At 63.7% G+C, this 17,866-nt stretch carries 17 protein-coding genes; 6 read left to right on the top strand and 11 right to left on the bottom strand.

Annotation, left to right across the window (positions count from 1 at the left end; genetic code table 11):
- Positions 1-987, bottom strand: a complete 987-nt coding sequence (locus tag AC1DNK_RS07905) for a glutathione S-transferase family protein (RefSeq protein ID WP_477940340.1) — start codon at positions 985-987, stop codon at positions 1-3.
- Between the two features lie 281 nt (positions 988-1,268).
- On the opposite strand from AC1DNK_RS07905, the gene AC1DNK_RS07900 reads away from it, so the two are divergent.
- Together AC1DNK_RS07900 and AC1DNK_RS07895 are read left to right on the top strand one after the other, a co-directional pair.
- A complete protein-coding gene (locus AC1DNK_RS07900; protein ID WP_477940338.1) occupies positions 1,269-1,769 on the top strand; it encodes a GNAT family N-acetyltransferase in 501 nt (166 codons plus the stop codon).
- A 68-nt stretch (positions 1,770-1,837) separates the two neighbouring features.
- The gene (locus AC1DNK_RS07895) at positions 1,838-3,151 is read left to right on the top strand and encodes an MFS transporter (RefSeq protein WP_477940336.1); all 1,314 of its coding nucleotides are present in this window, start codon (positions 1,838-1,840) and stop codon (positions 3,149-3,151) included.
- Here the strand turns inward: AC1DNK_RS07895 and AC1DNK_RS07890 are convergent.
- From AC1DNK_RS07890 to AC1DNK_RS07870, 5 genes are all read right to left on the bottom strand, one after another.
- Positions 3,148-3,576 (bottom strand): GNAT family N-acetyltransferase, encoded by a 429-nt coding sequence (locus AC1DNK_RS07890; protein WP_477940335.1) that lies wholly within the window; start codon positions 3,574-3,576, stop codon positions 3,148-3,150. The two genes, AC1DNK_RS07895 and AC1DNK_RS07890, sit on opposite strands and share 4 nt — an antisense overlap.
- A 68-nt stretch (positions 3,577-3,644) precedes the next feature.
- A complete protein-coding gene (locus AC1DNK_RS07885; RefSeq protein ID WP_477940334.1) occupies positions 3,645-5,714 on the bottom strand; it encodes a hypothetical protein in 2,070 nt (689 codons plus the stop codon).
- 1 nt (position 5,715) lies between these two features.
- Complete coding sequence (locus AC1DNK_RS07880) at positions 5,716-8,529, bottom strand: DUF4159 domain-containing protein (RefSeq protein ID WP_477940333.1); 2,814 nt, start codon at positions 8,527-8,529, stop codon at positions 5,716-5,718.
- Positions 8,526-9,446, bottom strand: a complete 921-nt coding sequence (locus AC1DNK_RS07875) for a DUF58 domain-containing protein (RefSeq protein ID WP_112386234.1) — start codon at positions 9,444-9,446, stop codon at positions 8,526-8,528. The genes AC1DNK_RS07880 and AC1DNK_RS07875 overlap by 4 nt, the downstream gene beginning before the upstream one ends.
- A 19-nt stretch (positions 9,447-9,465) precedes the next feature.
- A complete protein-coding gene (locus tag AC1DNK_RS07870; protein WP_310294338.1) occupies positions 9,466-10,476 on the bottom strand; it encodes an AAA family ATPase in 1,011 nt (336 codons plus the stop codon).
- Positions 10,477-10,633: 157 nt separating this feature from the next.
- Here AC1DNK_RS07870 and AC1DNK_RS07865 point away from each other — a divergent pair, with 157 nt between their 5' ends.
- From AC1DNK_RS07865 to AC1DNK_RS07855, 3 genes are read left to right on the top strand one after another with little or no spacing between them, the layout of a single operon-like run.
- Positions 10,634-11,257, top strand: coding sequence for a DUF1285 domain-containing protein (locus tag AC1DNK_RS07865; protein WP_477940331.1), 624 nt, complete (start codon positions 10,634-10,636; stop codon positions 11,255-11,257).
- Complete coding sequence (locus AC1DNK_RS07860) at positions 11,254-11,904, top strand: CoA pyrophosphatase (RefSeq protein WP_477940329.1); 651 nt, start codon at positions 11,254-11,256, stop codon at positions 11,902-11,904. The genes AC1DNK_RS07865 and AC1DNK_RS07860 overlap by 4 nt, the downstream gene beginning before the upstream one ends.
- On the top strand, positions 11,901-13,154 hold the full coding sequence (locus AC1DNK_RS07855; RefSeq protein ID WP_477940328.1) for a CCA tRNA nucleotidyltransferase: 1,254 nt from the start codon (positions 11,901-11,903) through the stop codon (positions 13,152-13,154). Before AC1DNK_RS07860 ends, AC1DNK_RS07855 begins: the two co-directional genes overlap by 4 nt.
- On the opposite strand, the gene AC1DNK_RS07850 is transcribed toward AC1DNK_RS07855, so the two are convergent.
- The 3 genes from AC1DNK_RS07850 to hemF all read right to left on the bottom strand — a co-directional run bounded on the left by AC1DNK_RS07850 (position 13,155) and on the right by hemF (position 14,752).
- The gene (locus AC1DNK_RS07850; protein ID WP_112386239.1) at positions 13,155-13,340 is read right to left on the bottom strand and encodes a DUF1059 domain-containing protein; all 186 of its coding nucleotides are present in this window, start codon (positions 13,338-13,340) and stop codon (positions 13,155-13,157) included.
- 114 nt (positions 13,341-13,454) lie between these two features.
- Positions 13,455-13,721 carry a hypothetical protein gene (locus AC1DNK_RS07845; protein WP_112386240.1) on the bottom strand — a complete coding sequence of 89 codons (267 nt, stop codon included), beginning with the start codon at positions 13,719-13,721 and terminating at the stop codon, positions 13,455-13,457.
- 119 nt (positions 13,722-13,840) lie between these two features.
- Entirely contained in the window at positions 13,841-14,752 is a 912-nt protein-coding gene (gene hemF, locus AC1DNK_RS07840; RefSeq protein ID WP_477940327.1) for an oxygen-dependent coproporphyrinogen oxidase, read from the bottom strand.
- A 165-nt stretch (positions 14,753-14,917) separates the two neighbouring features.
- Between hemF and AC1DNK_RS07835 the strand changes: the two genes are divergently transcribed.
- The gene (locus AC1DNK_RS07835) at positions 14,918-15,181 is read left to right on the top strand and encodes a hypothetical protein (protein ID WP_112386242.1); all 264 of its coding nucleotides are present in this window, start codon (positions 14,918-14,920) and stop codon (positions 15,179-15,181) included.
- A gap of 9 nt (positions 15,182-15,190) precedes the next feature.
- On the opposite strand, the gene AC1DNK_RS07830 is transcribed toward AC1DNK_RS07835, so the two are convergent.
- Positions 15,191-16,837, bottom strand: coding sequence for a Na/Pi cotransporter family protein (locus AC1DNK_RS07830; RefSeq protein WP_477940326.1), 1,647 nt, complete (start codon positions 16,835-16,837; stop codon positions 15,191-15,193).
- Positions 16,838-17,102: 265 nt separating this feature from the next.
- Positions 17,103-17,753 carry a glutathione S-transferase family protein gene (locus AC1DNK_RS07825; RefSeq protein WP_477940324.1) on the bottom strand — a complete coding sequence of 217 codons (651 nt, stop codon included), beginning with the start codon at positions 17,751-17,753 and terminating at the stop codon, positions 17,103-17,105.
- Between the last annotated feature and the right edge of the window lie 113 nt (positions 17,754-17,866).

Below are 17,866 nucleotides of genomic sequence, written 5' to 3'. Positions count from 1 at the left end.
TCAGGCGGCCGCAAGCTTGGCGCGGCCATGCGGCCGGTCGAGATCGAGCTTCGGGCCGACAGGGACGATGCCGGTCGGGTTGATTGTCTTGTGGCTCCGGTAATAGTGCTCCTTGATATGGCGCATGTTCACGGTCTCCTTGACGCCAGGCGTCTGGTAGAGGTCACGGAGATAGGCTGACAGGCTCGGGTAGTCGTCGATGCGGCGGATATTGCACTTGAAATGGCCGACATAGACGGGGTCGAAACGCACAAGCGTGGTAAACAGCCGCCAGTCTGCCTCCGTCAGGGTATCGCCGAACAGGTAGCGGCCCTTTGCAAGCCGGGCTTCCAGCACATCCAGTGTTTCGAACAGCTTGACGACGCTCTGGCCATAGGCTTCCTGCGTGGTCGCGAAACCGGCCTTATAGACGCCGTTGTTAACGGTGTCGTAGATCAGCGCGTTCAGCTCATCGATCCCGGCGGCGAGATTGGCGGGATAAAGGTCGAGCGTCGAGCCTGTAATGCCGTCGAAGGCGCTGTTGAACATGCGGATGATTTCGGCCGACTCGTTGTTGACGATCGTGCCTGTCTTCTTGTCCCAGAGAACCGGAACGGTGACGCGGCCCGAATAGTGCGGATCGGCCTTCACATAGATTTCCCAGAGCGCCTTGGCGCCGAACAGATGGTCGCCGGTGGCGCCTTCGCTGATCTGGAATTCCCAGCCGTTTTCCACCATCAGCGGATCGACGACGGAGACGGAGATGATGTCTTCCAGCTTCTTCAGCTTGCGGAAGATCAGCGTGCGGTGTGCCCAGGGACAGGCGAGCGAGACGTAGAGATGGTAGCGGTCGCGCTCGGCCTTGAACCCGCCGGTGCCGGAAGGGCCGGCCGCGCCATCGGCAGTCACCCAGTTGCGGAACTGCGAGGCGACCCGTTTGAAATGGCCCTTGGTTTCCTTCGTATCGTACCAGACGTCATGCCAGACGCCTTCCACCAGCATGCCCATTGTGTGTTTCCTTCGAATTGGTCTCGTTGAGGCAAAGATATCGCAGACCGCCGGTCTTTGCAGCGGGCAAAGATTGAACAGTGCGTCACAGGCCATTTTGCGCGGCCTGCATTTTGCGTTGGACGGCGGATTTTTTTCCTGCTATCGGCCTTTTCACGATTTTTCTGCGGAACCCGATTTGATGCACGCAATCAGAAGCCTGCGACGACGCTGAAGCTCCCGAACGCCTGAGGGCGTGTTCGAGAACCCCAGCTTTCTGTCTATCCGGTTTCTGTCTCATCATGCACAAGCACGATCTGGTCTACCTCACTGAGGATGCGTCTCACGACGCCGCAATCGAACTCATCAACGAAGAAGCATTTGGTCCCGGCCGGCACACCCGTGCGGCAGCGCGTATCCGCGAGCAGGGACCGCATGATCTGTCGCTCTCTTTCATCTGTGCCGACGATGGCGAGACCATCGCTTCCGTGCGGATGACGCCGGTGACGGCCGGTGGGGTGAAGGGGCATTTGCTCGGGCCGCTCGCGGTGCGCCCGTCGCACAAGAGCCGGGGCATCGGGCGCGAGCTGGTGCGGATTGCGGTGGAAGCCGCAAAACGCAAGGGTTCGGAGGCGATCATCCTTGTTGGCGATCCGCCCTATTACTGCCAGATCGGCTTCGAAAGGGTCGCCCTTAACGCGCTGGCCTTCCCGGGGCCGGTCGATCCGGCGCGCGTTCTCGTCGTGCCGGTCAGCGATGACGCGCATCAGCGGCTCAGGGGCTCAATTAGCTGGCGTAAATAGAGCTTATGCTTTATCAAGCCCCTGATTTTGCTTGGGACTCACCAGGCACGTTTCAGCTGGGGGGCGGCATGAGCGGACTATCGATGGACGAAGCGCTGGAGCGTGCCGGAACCGGTGCTTTCCAGCGGCGGCTGATGGGGATTTTCGGGCTCGTCTGGACAGCGGATGCAATGCAGGTGCTGGCCGTCGGCTTTACCGCCGCCTCGATCGCCGCGACCTTCGAGATCACCGTGGCGCAGGCGCTGCAGACCGGAACGGTATTCTTCCTGGGCATGCTGATCGGTGCCGTCGTCTTCGGGCGGCTGGCCGATCGTTTGGGGCGGCGCTACGTGCTGATCCTCACCGTCGCCTGCGATGCGATCTTTGGCCTGCTGTCGATCTTCGCGCCCGATTTTACCAGCCTGCTGATCCTGCGCCTGCTGACCGGCATGGCCGTTGGCGGCACGCTGCCGGTCGACTACGCGATGATGGCCGAATTCCTGCCGTCGAAGAACCGTGGCCGCTGGCTGGTGATGCTCGAAGGCTTCTGGGCGATCGGGACGCTGATCGTTGCACTCGCGGCCTGGGCGGCAAGTGTGGCGGGCGTGGCAGACGCCTGGCGCTATATCTTTGCCGTCACGGCGGTACCGGCAATCCTCGGCGTGGCGCTTCGCTTCTTCGTGCCGGAATCGCCGCATTACCTGCTGCGGTCGGGCCGGGCTGCCGACGCCAAGGCGATCGTCAACCGGATGCTCGAAGCCCATGGGAAGCCACAGCTTGCCGCCGGCGACGAGATCGTGGCCGCGCGGCATGCCGCCTCGGAAGGGCTGTTTTCGCCCGATCTTCGCCGCCGCAGCCTGATGATCCTGGCAATCTGGTTTCTGGTCTCGGTTTCCTATTACGGCGTCTTCACCTGGATGCCGGCAAAGCTGGCGGGCGAGGGCTTCGGTTTCGTGCGCGGCTACGGCTTCCTGGTCTTCGTCGCGCTGGCGCAGATCCCGGGCTATGCGCTTGCGGCCTATGGCGTGGAAGCGTGGGGACGGCGGCCAACGCTGATCGGTTTCTGCCTGCTCTCAGCTGCCGGGTGCCTGCTGTTCGTCCTGTCGCCCGATGATCTCCTGATCGGCGCATCGCTGCTGATCATGAGCTTCGCGCTGCTCGGCACCTGGGGTGCGCTTTACGCCTATACGCCCGAACTCTATCCGACCGCATCGCGCGCCACCGGCATGGGTGCTGCGGGCGCCATGGCCCGCCTCGGCGGTCTCGTCGCGCCCTCGGTGATGACCTTCGTGGTGACGCTCGGGCTTGGCGTGGCGATCGGGCTGTTTGCCGGATTGCTGGTGATTGCCGCTCTGGCGGCGCTGGCGATCGATGCGGAAACGCGCCAGGCTTCGCTTAGTTAGGGTTCGAAGCGCTTCTTCAGCCAGGTGAAGGTGTGGCCGCCGGCGAATTCGCCGAGCGCGCCGATCGTCTCATAGCCATAGCGCTGGTAGACCTTCAGGGCGTCCGGGCTCATCGTATCGATAAAGGCGCCGATGCAGCCGCGGCGCTTCGCTTCGTCTTCCGCCATCTCAAGCAGCGTTCCGGCCATGCCTTTGCCGCGCAGTTCCTCGGGAACGAAGAGCATTTCGATATAGAGCCAGTCGCGGGCCGTGTAGCCGACGAGCCCGCCGGATATCTCGCCGTCATCGCGGCGCAGGCGGATCGCCAGCTTTTCGCGGCCGCTCTCGCCGAAGCGGGCGATATTGTAGGCGATCAGCGGATCGGCGATCTTCTTGCGGTCCTTCTTGGAAAGAACCTTGGTGACCTTCAGCTTCTGCGGGGCCATGGCTGCACTCTTCGGCGGCGATTGCTATCGCCTGCCGATATCAGAGTCTCGCCTTTGCACAAAGCCGCTCAGCGCCCTTCGCGCCACCACATGGCGCCGAAGGCCAGCAGCAGAACGCCGACACCGGCAAAACCGGCAAACAGCGGCAGCGTGTTGATGCCCTTGAGCACGGTCTCGTTGGTGAGCTTGATCTGCATCCGCTCGCTGTCGGCGACACGGATCTGGCCGCGCACCGGCAGAACCGGCGGCACTTCGATGGCGCCAGTTGCGTCCGAGACACGGGCAACGAGGCCGCGGGTCTTGTCGGTGATCGGCTTCAGGGCTTCAGTCGTCGAAACCATCGCCTTGAATTCCGGCGCATCGACGGCGCCGACATGGACGAGGGTCGTCAGGTCGCCGTTGCGGATCTCGAAGAGGCCGATCTCGTCCATCTTCTTCTCGGCCTTGTAGAGGCCGGGCTCGGACTGGGCGAGCGGCAGGTTCTCGGTCTTGCCGGAGGGGTAGCGGACGGTTGCCTCGCCGGGATCGCCGCCGATCGTCTGGCGAGTGATCTCAAGCGTGCGGCCCTGGGCGCGGGCGGTCAGCGCCTCTTCCTCGAGTGCCGGTTCCTTCATCAGCCAATGGGCGATGCGGCGATAAAGCGAGACGTGCGGACCGCCGCCCTCGAAGCCGCGGGCCCAGAGCCAGCCCTGATCGGAGAGCAGCATGGCGACACGGCCCTGGCCGGCGCGGTTCAGGACCAGCAGAGGATTGTTGTCGGCTCCGACCATGACGGTCTGGCCCTGCGGCTGCTCGACGCCGACGGAACGAAACCAGCGGCCCCAATGCGGCGGCTCGTCGGCGGAACCGTCGAGGCCGCGGGTGACCGGGTGCTTGCGACCCTCGTCCGAGAGGCGTGGATAGAAGGCTTTCTCGATCATCTGGCCCGTCGGTGCCGCAGGCAGAACCGATTGCAGCGGCGTCAGCGCGATCGAATCCTGGCCGGCATGTTCGGGGCCGGCGGCGATCAGCAGCGCACCGCCGTTTTCGACGTACTGGGCGATGTAATCGTAATAGAGGATCGGCAGCACGCCGCGATGCTGATAGCGGTCGAAGATGATGAGATCGAAATCCTTGATCTTGTCGACGAACAGCTCGCGGGTCGGGAAGGCGATCAGCGACAGCTCGTTGATCGGCGTGCCGTCCTGCTTTTCCGGCGGACGCAGGATGGTGAAATGGACCAGATCCACCGAAGCATCCGACTTCAGCAGATTGCGCCATGCGCGTTCGCCGGCATGCGGCTCGCCTGAGACCAGCAGCACCCGCAGGTTTTCGCGAATGCCGTCAATGACGTGGACGGCGCGGTTGTTGGCTTCCGTCACTTCGCCGGGCAGGGCGGCGACGGAAAATTCCAGCACGTTGCTGCCGCCGCGCGGCACGCGGAATGAGAAGGGCGTATCCTGACCCGGCGTTGCCTGCAACGTAGCGATCTCGTCGCCGTTCAGCTTGACGGTGACGGTCGCGGTGCCGCCCGGGCTCGGGCCATCGTCGAGGACGCGCAGGACAAGCTGCTGTTCTTCGTTAACGATGCCGAAGCGCGGCGCCTTGATCACCTCGATGCGGCGGTCGAATTCGTCGGGCTTGCCGGTGATCAGCCCGTGGATCGGCGCCTCGAAACCGAGCGCCTGATTGACGCCGGGAACATCGTGAACCTCGCCGTCGGTCAGCATGATGGCGCCGCCGATACGGGCGGGCGGAACGTCGGCGACGGCGGCTGAGAGGGCGTTGAACAGCCGCGTGGAGGGCGCGTCGGAATCCTCGGGCTCGGTCGCCTCGACATAGCGGGGCTCGATATCGGGGAAGCGTGACAGCCGATCCTTCAGCTGCGCCAGCGCATCGTCGGTCATCTTGATGCGCTCGGGCGTCTGCTGGCTCTGGCTGCGGTCGACGATCACAGGGACCACCGTCGAAAGCGGTTCGCGGTCTTCCTGCATCAGCAGCGGGTTGGCGAGGGCGGCAAGCAGGGCGATGGCCGAGACTGTGCGGATCCAAGCGCCGCGGACGCCGCGCAGGATGGCAAGCGTGGCAACGGCTGCGACGATCACGGCGAGGACGGCAAGGATCGGCCAGGGAATGAAGGGGGCGAAATTGAGCGTCATGTCACTGCCCCAGACGTTCGAGGAGGGCGGGGACGTGGACCTGGTCGGTCTTGTAGTTGCCGGTCAGCATATACATCATGATGTTGACGCCGGCGCGGTAGGCATATTCGCGCTGTGCCTCATCCGGCGGCACGGTGGGCAGCAGCGGCGTTCCGTTTTCATCGACCGCCCAGGCACCTGCAAAATCGTTGCCGGTGATCAGGATCGGCGAGACACCATCGGCGGAGGCGGCGGATTTCGGATCGCTGGCGCGATTGTCCTGGCGGGCTTCGATCCACAGCGGGCTGCCGGCATAGCGGCCGGGAAAGCTCGACAGCAGATAGAAGGACTTGGTCAGCACGTGGTCCGAGGGCACCGGTTCGAGCGGCGGAATGTCGAGATTGGCAAGGATCTGCTGCAGCCGCTCGCCATTGGCGCTCTGCGCGCCACCGGAATTGTCGAGGGCGCTGAACTGGTCGCGGGTATCGAAGAGCACCGTGCCGCCGGCACGCATGTAGGCGTCGATGCGGTTGATCGCTGCCGTCGAGGGCATCGGGGCGGAGGCGGAAACCGGCCAGTAGATGATCGGGTAGAAGGAGAGCTCGTCCTTGGTCAGGTCGAGGCCGACCGGCGGTGCGGGCTCCAAGGTCGTGCGGTAGGTGAGGAATTCCGTCAACCCTTCGAGGCCGCGCTCGGAAATATTGTCGACGTCCTGTTCGCCGGTCACCACGTAGGCGAGATGGGTGTTGTCGAGCCGTTGCAGGATCAGGTCGTCGCCGGGTTTGGAATCGTCGGCGCGCAGATCATGCGGCTGCAGGAAGAGGCCGGCGGCGATCGCCACGGCAATCAGCGCGGCGCTGCGGGCGGCGGGGCGAAGGCGCGAGAAGGCGCCGCTCATGAACATCACGATCAGGCTGTCGGCGAGCAGCAGCAGGAAGGCGATCAGGAACAGCGCAGGCTTGGCGGACCACGTCTCGCCGCCGATCAATCCGGCGCGGATGACGGTGACGCCTGCGGTGTCCAGCGGCTTCAGTTCGGCATTATCAGGCAATACATTCAACGCGGTAAAGCCATCTTCTGAACCATAGAGTCCGGGCGGATTGTCGAAGCTCGAGACCGGTGCGGCCTTGGCGTTCGGGATCAGCGGGCGGGCGGTTCCGGTTTCGGTGGTCAGCACGCCCTTGGCGTCCAGCAGCCGGAAGGGCGGCAGTGCTTCGGCGGTCGATGCCGCACCGGCCTCGGAGGTCACGCCGCCGGAGCGGGAGAGCTGGACGATACGGCGGAGCATTTCCACGAAGTTGCCGGAGATCGGCAGGTTCGACCATGTGGCCTCGGCGCTGACATGGAACAGCACGATGCGGCCGGCACTGATCGGCTTGGTGGTGACGAGCGGCGTGCCGTCGGCAAGGCTGGCCCAGGTGCGTTCGGCAAGGTCGGGTGTCGGCTCGGCGAGCACCTGCCGCTTGATCGTCACGTCGGTTGGCCTCGCCATGCCGGCGAAGGGTCCGAAATTCGGGAAGTCGGCCAGCGGCTGCGGTTCGGCCCAGGAGAGAGCGCCGCCGAGCGCACGCTCGCCCTGGCGCAGCGTCACCGGCACCAGCGGATCATCGGCGGGGGCTGCGGCAAGGCGCGGACCGGCGAAGCGGATCAGCGTGCCGCCATTGGCGATCCAGCGCTGCAGCGGCTCGTAGGTTTCCTGCGGCAGACGGCCGATATCGGCCATGATGATCACGGACGGGTTCTGCGCAAGAAGATCCGGGATCGAGGTGGCGAGATCGGGCGAGTTCGGTTCGATCAAATCCGCGTAGGGCTGCAGGGCGCGCTGGATGTAATAGAGCGGCGAAAGCAGCGGCTGGAATTCGTCACCGGCTTCGCCCGACAGCAGCACGACGCGGCGGCGCTTGAAGCCGTCGTCGAGCAGGTGGACGGAACCAGCCGTCGCATGGGCGTCGATGCTGACGCGGGCGAAATCGTTGCGCATCTCGAAGGGCGCGGCGATCGACCCTGTCGCCACCGACTGGCCGGGCTGGAAGGTCACGGAACCGGCGGCGATCGCACGGCCCTGGGCGTCCTGCGCCGTCAGCGGCAATTGCGAGGCGGCGGACGTGTCGAGGCGGGTGGCGGTGACGGTCATCGCATCGGCGGCGTTGGCAGCACCGGTGATGGCGATGGTCTGCGCCCTGTCGCCTTCGACAAGCCGCAGTTCTGCCGGCTGCAGGTTGGCGAGGTCGCGGACGACGGTTTCGTTGTCCCTGGAGGCGGCGCCATCGGACAGGAAGGCGAGCGTGCCGGGCTTGGTGCCGTTCAAGGCCGCACGCAGTGCCTCGAAGGCGCGCTGGCGGTCGGGAACGAGTGGCTTGGGTTCGGCGGCGCGCAGCTTGTCGCGGGCGACGGCCGCGGTGCCGGGCACGGCATCGTTGGTCGGGTCGGCGGTGAAGGCGATGGCGACGGGGCTCCCTGCGGATTCCGCGTCGTCGATCAGCGCTTCGGCGGTCTGCACGCGGCGCTCCCAATCGGGTGCGGTTGCCCAGCTATTGTCGACAAAGAGCACGAGCGGGCCGCCTGCGGCCAGCGAATTGGTGCGCGGATTGAAGACCGGATCGGCGATCGCCAGGATCACCGCGGCGGCGAGCAGCATGCGCAGCAGCGTCAGCCACCAGGGGCTCTGCGCCGGTGTCTCCTCGCGCTTCAGAACGGTCGCGAGGATTTTCAGCGGCGGAAAGACTTCGGTCTTTGGGCGCGGCGGCGTGAGACGCAGCAGCCACCAGATGACGGGGAGGGCGATGAGAGCGCCGAGGATGGCGGGATAGGCGAAAGCGAAGGGAAGGGCGTTCACAGCTGCCCTCCATGCGTTGCCTTGGCCGGCATGCCGGAGAGATACATGTGGATCGCCACCAGTGCTTCGGACGCCAGATGGTCGGTCCGGTGGGTCACGAAGGTCCAGCCGAGATGGCGCAGCGACTGGCCTAAACTGTCGCGCCGGGCGAGATAGGCGCGGGTGTAGGCGTCACGGATATTCTCGGCGCGGCCGGAGACGAGCTTGGAGCCGGTTTCCGGATCGGTGAATTCGGTGCGGCCGCTATAGGGGAAGATTTCCTCGGCCGGATCGGCCACTTCGACGACATGGCCGCGCAGGCCGCGGCGGGCAAGCGGCGTCAGCCGCGCCATGACGGCATCGGCATCATCGAGAAAATCACCGATCAGCACCAGATCGCTCCAGCCTCGGATCATCGCCACTTCGGGCAGGCCGCCGGTGAGCTGCGAATGCATCAGCGCGGTTGCCAGACGCTCGGCGGCATTGCGTGCCGACACCGGCTCCATGACGCCGGGGCAGCCGATGCGTTCGCCTGAGCGCGCCAGGATTTCGGCGAGCGCCAGCATGATGACGAGCGCACGGCTTTCCTTGGACACGCTGCCGAGCGTCGATTTGTACATCATCGACGGTGACATGTCGGCAAAGAGCCAGATCGTGTGGGCGGCTTCCCATTCGCGTTCGCGGATATAGGTGTGGTCGTCGCGGGCCGAGCGGCGCCAGTCAATGCGCGACAGGCTTTCGCCTTCGGTATAGGGGCGGAACTGCCAGAAATTCTCGCCGATGCCGCGCTTGCGGCGGCCGTGCCAGCCGGCGATCACCGTGTTGGCGATGCGCTTGGCTTCGACCAGACAATCGGGCACCAGCGAGGCGCGTTGCCTTGCTCGTGCAAGCGCATCGCTGCCCGGTGTCGGATTGACGATCTGTCCGATAGACGCCACGCGTTCTCTATCCTTGTTCTTATCCCCGGGCCTGCTTGACGAGGCCGGCAATCACATCGCGGACCGACATGCCTTCGGCGCGGGCGGCGAAGGTGAGCGCCATGCGATGTTCGAGCACGGGTTCGGCCAGAGCATAGACGTCATCGAGCGAAGGCGCGAGGCGGCCTTCGTAGAGTGCGCGTGCGCGGGCGCAGAGCATCATCGCCTGGCCGGCGCGCGGGCCGGGACCCCAGGCGACATGCTTGTCGGTCGCGGCATTGCCCTGGCCGGGACGGGCCGAGCGCACGAGGGCGAGGATGGCATCGACCACCTTGTCGCTGACCGGCATCTGGCGGATCAGGCTCTGGATCTGCGTCAGCCTGCCGGCATCGAGCACGGCCTGCGGCTTGGTTTCGCTGAGGCCGGTGGTTTCGAGCAGGATCTGCCGCTCGGCAGCAAGCTCCGGATAGTTGACGTCGACCTGCATCAGGAAGCGGTCGAGCTGTGCTTCGGGCAGCGGATAGGTGCCTTCCTGCTCCAGCGGGTTCTGGGTGGCAAGAACGTGGAACGGCGCCGGCAGGTCGTAGCGCTGGCCGGCGACGGTGATGTGATATTCCTGCATGGCCTGCAGCAGCGCCGACTGGGTGCGCGGCGAGGCGCGGTTGATTTCGTCGGCCATCAGCAGCTGGGCAAAGACCGGTCCCTTGACGAAGCGGAAGGAGCGGCGGCCGCTCTCGTCCTGGTCCATGACTTCGGAGCCGAGAATATCCGAAGGCATCAGGTCGGGCGTGAACTGGATGCGGTTGGCGCCGAGGCCGAGCACTTCGCCCAGCGTGGTGACGAGCTTGGTCTTGGCAAGGCCGGGAACACCGACCAGCAGCGCATGGCCGCCCGAAAGCACGGCGAGAAGCGTGTTCTCGACAACGCTTTCCTGACCGAAGATCACCTTCGAAACTTCTTCACGGACAAGGGCGATATCGGCAAGCGCCTTTTCGGCGGCGGCAATGATCGCCTTTTCATCGAGGCTGTCTTCGGTCTTCATCATACCCATCAGGCATCTCCAACGGCTAAATCATTCGTCGCGAATCGGCGGACTTACACCTCTGCCTCATACCCGATAGAGTTATGAAGATGTTGCGGGCTGACAAGTTCGTTTCGAATGACTATCTCGTGACTTCCCCTCGTTAAGTGCAAACCGGGACAGAAGAATGGCAGGCGAAGAGATCAGGGCGAGCGAAGATGCAGCGGGGCTGGCCGCGCTGATTTCGCGTGCCGCCGGCGAGACCGGTGGCAAAACGCGCGGTCTTCCGCCCGTGGACAAGTGGAATCCGCCCTTTTGCGGCGATATCGACATGGAAATCCGCGCCGACGGCACATGGTTCTACATGGGCACGCCGATCGGCCGGGCGCCGCTTGTCCGCCTTTTTTCGACGGTCCTGCGCAAGGATGAGGACGGCAAGACCTATCTTGTGACTCCTGTGGAAAAGGTCGGCATCCGCGTCGCCGATGCGCCGTTTCTCGCCGTCGAGATGAGTGTGACGGGACGTGGGGAGACCCAGGTGCTGACGTTTCGCACCAATACCGGCGATGTCGTCGAGGCCGGAGACGAGCATGCGCTGCGTTTCGTCATCCATGGCGACAACAGCGAGCTGAAGCCCTATCTGCATGTGCGCGGCAGGCTGGAGGCGCTGGTTGCGCGTTCTGTGATGTATGAACTGGTCGAGCTTGGCGAAGTGATCGAGGTGGAGGGGCGTCAGATGTTCTGCCTGCGATCCGGCGGGCGCATCTTTCCCGTCATGCCTGCGGATGAACTGGACGCGCTGTCCCGATGAGCGAACCGATTGCATCCCGCTATCCGCTTTATTCGGCCGATGAATTCCGCCGCCGGGCGCTGAACCAGAAGGGCGGGCCGATCGACCTCGCCTGGCGCGACCATGGCGATCACCTGATCAACCAGGATCTTCTGCCCTATGTCGAGACCATCAAGCTGCGCGATGCGGCGGTGCTGGTGCCTGTTATCGACGATGGCGACGACGCGCGGGTGATCCTGACCAAGCGCACCGAGACACTGCGCAAGCATTCCGGACAGATCGCCTTTCCGGGCGGTTCGATGGATCCGACCGACGACTCGCTCGAGATGGCGGCGATCCGCGAGGCGGGCGAGGAGATCGGCCTCGCCGACATGTTCATCGAACCGGTCAGCCGCCTGCCGGATTATCTGGCGGCGACCGGCTTCCGCATCACCCCGGTTCTTGCCGTCATCAAGCCCGGCTTCACGCTGACGCCGAGCCCGGATGAGGTGGAAAGCGTTTTCGAGGTTCCGCTGTCATTCCTGATGAACCCTGATAATCACGCACTCGACAGCCGCCCCTGGAACGGAGTGCAGCGCCAGTTTTACCGCATGCCCTATGAGGAATGGATGATCTGGGGCATTACCGCCGGCATCATCCGCACGATTTACGAAAGAATGTATGCATGACCAGTGTGGCTCACGAAGCCTGGTTTCAGGATCCGCGCCTTTCGCGCGTCTTTTCGCTGCTGAATGCCGATGGCGGCGAGGGCCGGGTCGTCGGCGGCGCGGTGCGCAACAGCCTGATGGGGCTCGATGTCAGCGACATCGATATGGCCACGACGCTGACGCCGGAAGCGGTGATCGAGCGGGCGAAGGCCGCGGGTATCAAGGCGGTGCCGACAGGGATCGCGCATGGTACGGTGACGTTGGTTCTCGACGGCAAGCCCTTCGAGGTGACGACGCTGCGCACCGACGTCGAAACCGATGGACGGCACGCCAAGGTCGCCTTCAGCACCGATTGGCAGGTTGACGCGGAGCGGCGCGACCTGACGATCAATGCGCTCTATGCCAATGCGGCAGGCGAGGTGATCGATCTCGTCGGCGGGCTTGCGGATATCGAGACGCGCAACATCCGCTTCATCGGCGACGCGGCGACGCGGATATCAGAGGATTACCTGCGGGTCCTGCGCTTCTTCCGTTTCTTCGCCTATTACGGCTCCGGCAGGCCGGATGCCGCCGGGCTGAAGGCTTCCGCCACGGCGAGCTCGAAGCTCTCAACGCTTTCGGCCGAGCGTGTCTGGTCCGAGCTTCGCAAGCTGCTGTCGGCCAAAGATCCCGGCCGCGCGCTGCTCTGGATGCGGACCGTCGCGACGCTGAACGAGATACTGCCAGAAACGGAGAAGTGGGGCATCGACGCCATTCCGGGGCTGGTAGCGACCGAGGAGGCGCTGGGCTGGAAGCCCGATCCGCTGCTCCGGCTGGCTTCGATCGTGCCGCCAGACGTTCCCCGCCTGGTGGCGATGTCGGCGCGGCTGAAGCTTGCCAATGCCGAAGCCGCCTGGCTGAAAACCTGGGCGCTTGCGGTTCCCGTGAACGACGAGATTTCGTCTGCCGCCTTTGGCCGGCTGCTTTACCGCAATGCGCCCGAAGGCATCATCGCACGGCTGAAGCTGGCGCTCGCGGTGGCGCGGAGCAAGGCGGAAGGCGACATGAAGGAGATGAGCCGGGCTGCGCGTCTCGGCAAGCTGCTCGATCAGGCGGAGCGGTGGCAGAAGCCGAAATTTCCGCTGAGCGGCGGCGACGTGATGGCGTCCGGCATACCGTCTGGTCCGCGCGTCGGCCAGCTGTTACAGACGCTCGAAGAGCAATGGGTCGATGAGAATTTCGTTGCCGACCGGGCGGCGCTGCTCGCCCGGCTCAACGATATCACGAAATGATCAGGCCGCGTTCGCTTCGTTGCGGATGCGGGCCTTGATATTGTCGACCATGTTTTCGCGGATGGTGGTCTCGCCGTGGGCGGTCTTCATATGTTCGACCGCGCGGCGGACGACTTCGGCGTCGTCATTGGCACGGGTATGCCAGTCGCAGCCTGGAACGAGTGTACCACATTCGAAAAGTCGCATTGTATCCTCCTTGATCCGGAACGTGACAGGATCGCGCAAATTCACGCGTAGCTTGAATGTGCAAAGAGGGGAGAAGGTTCCGGCCGATCGCGGCGATCGGCCGGATTGATAGGCTTATTCCGGCATCGCCCAGAAACGGTAGCAGTCCGAAGACTGGTAGGGCGTGTTGGAATTGGCGCTTTCGCGGCCCTGTCCCTGCAGCTCTTCCGGCGATTTTCCGCCGGCGAGCTGGAGCTTGACCTGCTCGATGAAGCAGGAAAGGGGCAGATCCGAGCCACTTTTCGCCCGCATGTCTTCTGCGAGACGGCTCAGAAATTCCGGGGCATCGATTACGCGGGATGATTGCTGCGCATCTGCGGATGAACCGCTTTGTATCGTCATGGACAATCCTCCTCCGATTGTTATGCACATACAAATTGATTTAGAACGCGTTCACCCTTCTTGAAGGGCATTCAACATGTTTTTACCCGTACGTTATCGTACAGTCTGATCTGCGGCGCCTACGGCCATTTCACCGTCGGCGGCATGGACGAGAGAATCGACTCGATATTGCCACCCGTCTTCAACCCGAAGATGGTACCGCGATCGTAGAGAAGATTAAACTCCACATAGCGGCCGCGACGAATCAATTGTTCCTCACGATCCTGTTCCGTCCACTGTTTGTTGAAATTGGCGCGAACAATCTGTGGATAAACTGCGGCAAAGGCCCGGCCAACGTCCTGTGTGAAGGCGAAATCGGCCTCCCAGCCGCCGGCGTCAGGACTCGAATGCAGCCAGTCGTAGAAGATGCCGCCGGTGCCGCGCGGCTCGTTGCGGTGCTTCAGGAAGAAATATTCGTCACACCACTTCTTGTAGGCATCGTAGTCGGCAACCGCGTGCTGGCGGCAGGCTAGCTCCAGTGATTTGTGGAAGAGCTGGGTATCTTCGTCTTCCTGGCTGCGGCGCCGGTCGAGAACCGGCGTCAGATCCGCACCGCCGCCGAACCAGCGGGTGGAGGTCACGACCATGCGGGTGTTCATGTGGACGGCGGGCACATTCGGATTCACGGGATGGGCGATCAGCGAAATGCCGGAGGCCCAGAAGCGCGGGTCCTCGTTTGCACCGGGGATCTGGGCGCGGAAATCGGGTGCGAATTCGCCATAGACGGTCGAGGTGTGGACACCGACCTTTTCGAAGACGCGGCCATGCATCATCGACATGCGGCCACCGCCACCTGCGCCATTGTCGCGCGACCAGTCCTTGCCGATAAACCGGCCCGGCTCGCGATCGGACATCGGTCCGGCGAGTTCGTCTTCCAGTGCCTCGAAGGTGGAACAGATCGTGTCGCGCAGCTGCCGGAACCACGTCTGGGCCGCAAGCTTCTTGTCTTCGATGTCGGCGGGAAGGCCTGCCGGCAATACTGGTCTTTCCATACTAACCCCCATAGGCCGCAGCCGGAGCCGCGACCCGTCATTCCTGATTGCGACGCCTCCTATCAGCTAGGAACGCCAGTCGCCAGCAGGCGGAAGGCCGCAGTCAAGATTCGACTCGCAAATTAGCGGCTTCGATACTACCTTTTTCCGGCAGAGGTAGGTTTCATGAATAAAATTCCGGGACCTCCGTCATTCGACGGCTTGAAACGAAGGATCGAGCGGCATCGTGCCGAGGGGACGCCCCGAACGGGCGCGGACCGCTTCGTGCGCGAAACATACCGGCTTGCGCTGCTCGATGCGCGGGCCAAGGCCCGCGAATGGTTTGCCGAATATCCGAAGGCAGCCTACTGGACCGAGGTCGAGAGCTGGCGGCAGCTGGACAATGATCAGATAGAATTCACGATGCGCCGCCTGCCATCGGCAGATTGACTGCGATCCCTATTCCGCAGCGTCCTTGAGGCGGCTTTCGATCAGCAGGCCATGCTCGTCCATGATCGGGTGGGCGACGGAGACGATATGGGCGTTGATGCGCTTCAGGTCGCGCAGCATGTCGAGATGCAGCGAGCTGGTCTGCAGGCTGTCGGCGCGGCCGTCGCGCAGGCGTTCCAGGTGGCGCTCGGAGGACTGCTTCTCCATCCTGCGGACCTCGACCTTCACTTCCATCATCTGCTTGGCGAGTTTGAAATCGCGGGTGACGAAGATCGTCTGGGCGATGCGAAGATTGTCGATCGTCAGGTGGAAGAGCTTCTTCAGCTCCTCATAGCCGTCCTCAGAGAATTTCAGGCCGAGCGAAGCCTTCTTGGTGACCTGCGGCAGCAGACCCTTCTCGATGATATCGCCGATATGTTCGAGGTTGATCGCATAGTCGATGATGACGATCGAGCGGCGTCCGTTTTCCTCGCTGAGGCCTTCGCGGCCGAGCTTGGAGAGATAGATCTTCACTTCCTGCTGCAGGCTGTCGACGCGCTTTTCGAGCGAGGGAATTTCCTTGAGCTTGGCAAGATCGTCCTTCTCGAAGGCATCGGAGGCGCGCATCAGCATGCGCTCGATGAGATCGCCGACACCAAGCGTTTCGCGCGTGGCACTGGCGAGAGCCACGACCGGGGTCGAGAGTTCGCCCTGATCCAGATATTTCGGGGCGTTGTCGGGCTGCGCTTCTTCCGGCACCAGGCGCAGCATCAGCTTCGACAGCAGGCGCGAGAAGGGCCAGGCGACGGCGGCAAGCATCAGGTTGAAGCCGAGATGGGCGTCGACGGGCAGCTTTTCAGGTGCCAGCGGGAGAAGCTCCAGCAGTTCCGCCCCGTAACCGGCGAGCGGCAGGGCGATAAGACAGCCGATGGCACGGACGATCAGATTGCCGAGCGTGACACGCTTGGCCGAAGCCGGGCCGGAGAGCGAGGCGACAACCGGCGGAATGGCGCCGCCGAGATTGGCGCCGAGCACCAGGATGATCACCAGATCCGCAGAGAGGATGCCTGTTGATGCCAACGACAGGATCAGCACGACGGCGGCCAGGCTGGACGAGGAGATGAAGGCAATGCCCGCCGAGAAGGCGAGCGCCACCGGCCATGCATTGTCGAGCAGGCCGACGAAGGCCGCGAGTGCCGGCGACTGGCGCATCGGTTCTGTGGCGCTGCTGAGCAGATGCAGCGACAGGAGCATCAGGCCGATGCCGATCAGCGCCGTGCCGCCGCCTTGGCGGGAGGTGGAGCCGCTGCGATAAAGCACGATGCCGGCGAGGATGACGAGCGGCGACAGCCATTCGATGCCGGTGGCGACGATCCAGGCGGTGACGGCGGTGCCGACATTGGCGCCGAGCAGCACGATCTGCGCCATGCGCGGCTTGACCAGCTCACGCTCGACGAAGGAGGCGACCATCAGCGCCGTTGCCGTCGAGCTTTGCAATGCGACGGTGGCGACGAAACCGGAGAAGAAGGAGCGCAGACCGCTGCGCGTGCCGGTCGCAAGCCCTGTCCGGAGCTTGGCGCCGAAGGCCCGCGACACGCCATCCTTGACCTGCGCCAGGCCGAATAGCAGCAAGGCTACGGCACCGAACAGGTTTATCATGACGATCGTGGATTCCATTATCAGCAGTCTTCTTCTTGGTTGGCGTTTGCAATGCTGTGCATATTAGAATCACGTCATTGCCAATTCGTTGAAATTGCTGCGCAGTGACGGATTTTTGTTTGCCCGGCTAACAATAATAGGCCGATTTGGCAGCAACACAACGCCGTTTGCGACATATTGCAGGGATGTGCCGTCATCTACGGCGGAGCCGCTGGAAATCAATGGCATCCGGCGGCGAATGCTACCGGATGCCGCAGATGATTTCGGCTTCGGAGAGCCTTGGTCAGCTCTGCGAGGAGGCCAGAAAAACCGCCAGCTGGGCGTCGAATGCGCGCTTGTAGGCTGGCCGTGCCTCGCCGCGTGCGACATAGGCCGCTAGGTTCGGGAATTCATCGAGCAGATTGGAGCTTTTCAGCCGCTGAAGCACCGAGATCATCTGCAGGTCACCGGCGCTGAAATCGCCGTCCAGCCAATCGGCGGTGCCGAGCCGTCGTGACAGCTTGGCCAGCCGCTTGCGGATACGGCCGGTGAGGAGGGGCAGGCGTTGTTCGTACCAGCTCTCGTTGCGCTCCAGAAAGCCGGTCGCCTCCCGTTCGACAATCGCCGGCTCGATGGTGCTGACGGCGGCGAACAGCCAAGCGATAGCCCGTGCCCGGCCGCTCTGGTCCGCAGGCAGCAGGCCGTGGAATTGTTCGGCGATATGGAGAATGATGGCGCCGGACTCGAAGATCGCCAGGTCGCCGTCTTCGTAGGTCGGGATTTGCCCGAAAGGCTGGAGCGCCAGATGGGCGGGTTGCTTCATCGCCTCGAAGGACACGAGACGGACCTCATAGGGTTGCTGGACTTCTTCGAGTGCCCAGCGAACGCGCATGTCGCGGGCCATTCCGCGGCCGCGATCGGGCGAGCATTCAAAGGCGGTGATGGTGATCGTCATCTTTTCCTCCAGAGCATGTCTGTCTTGAAGACGTCCGGACAGCCAGGGTTCCGACATCGGCTTGTATCTTGGCACCGCTTTCCGGCCGCGGCGCGCCCCTAGCATTTGCGGGA

The sequence above is a fragment of the Rhizobium sp. 01N424 genome, from assembly GCF_056399485.1.
Note: the sequence above shows the minus strand (reverse complement) of the source record. Positions and strands in the feature narration are given on the sequence as shown.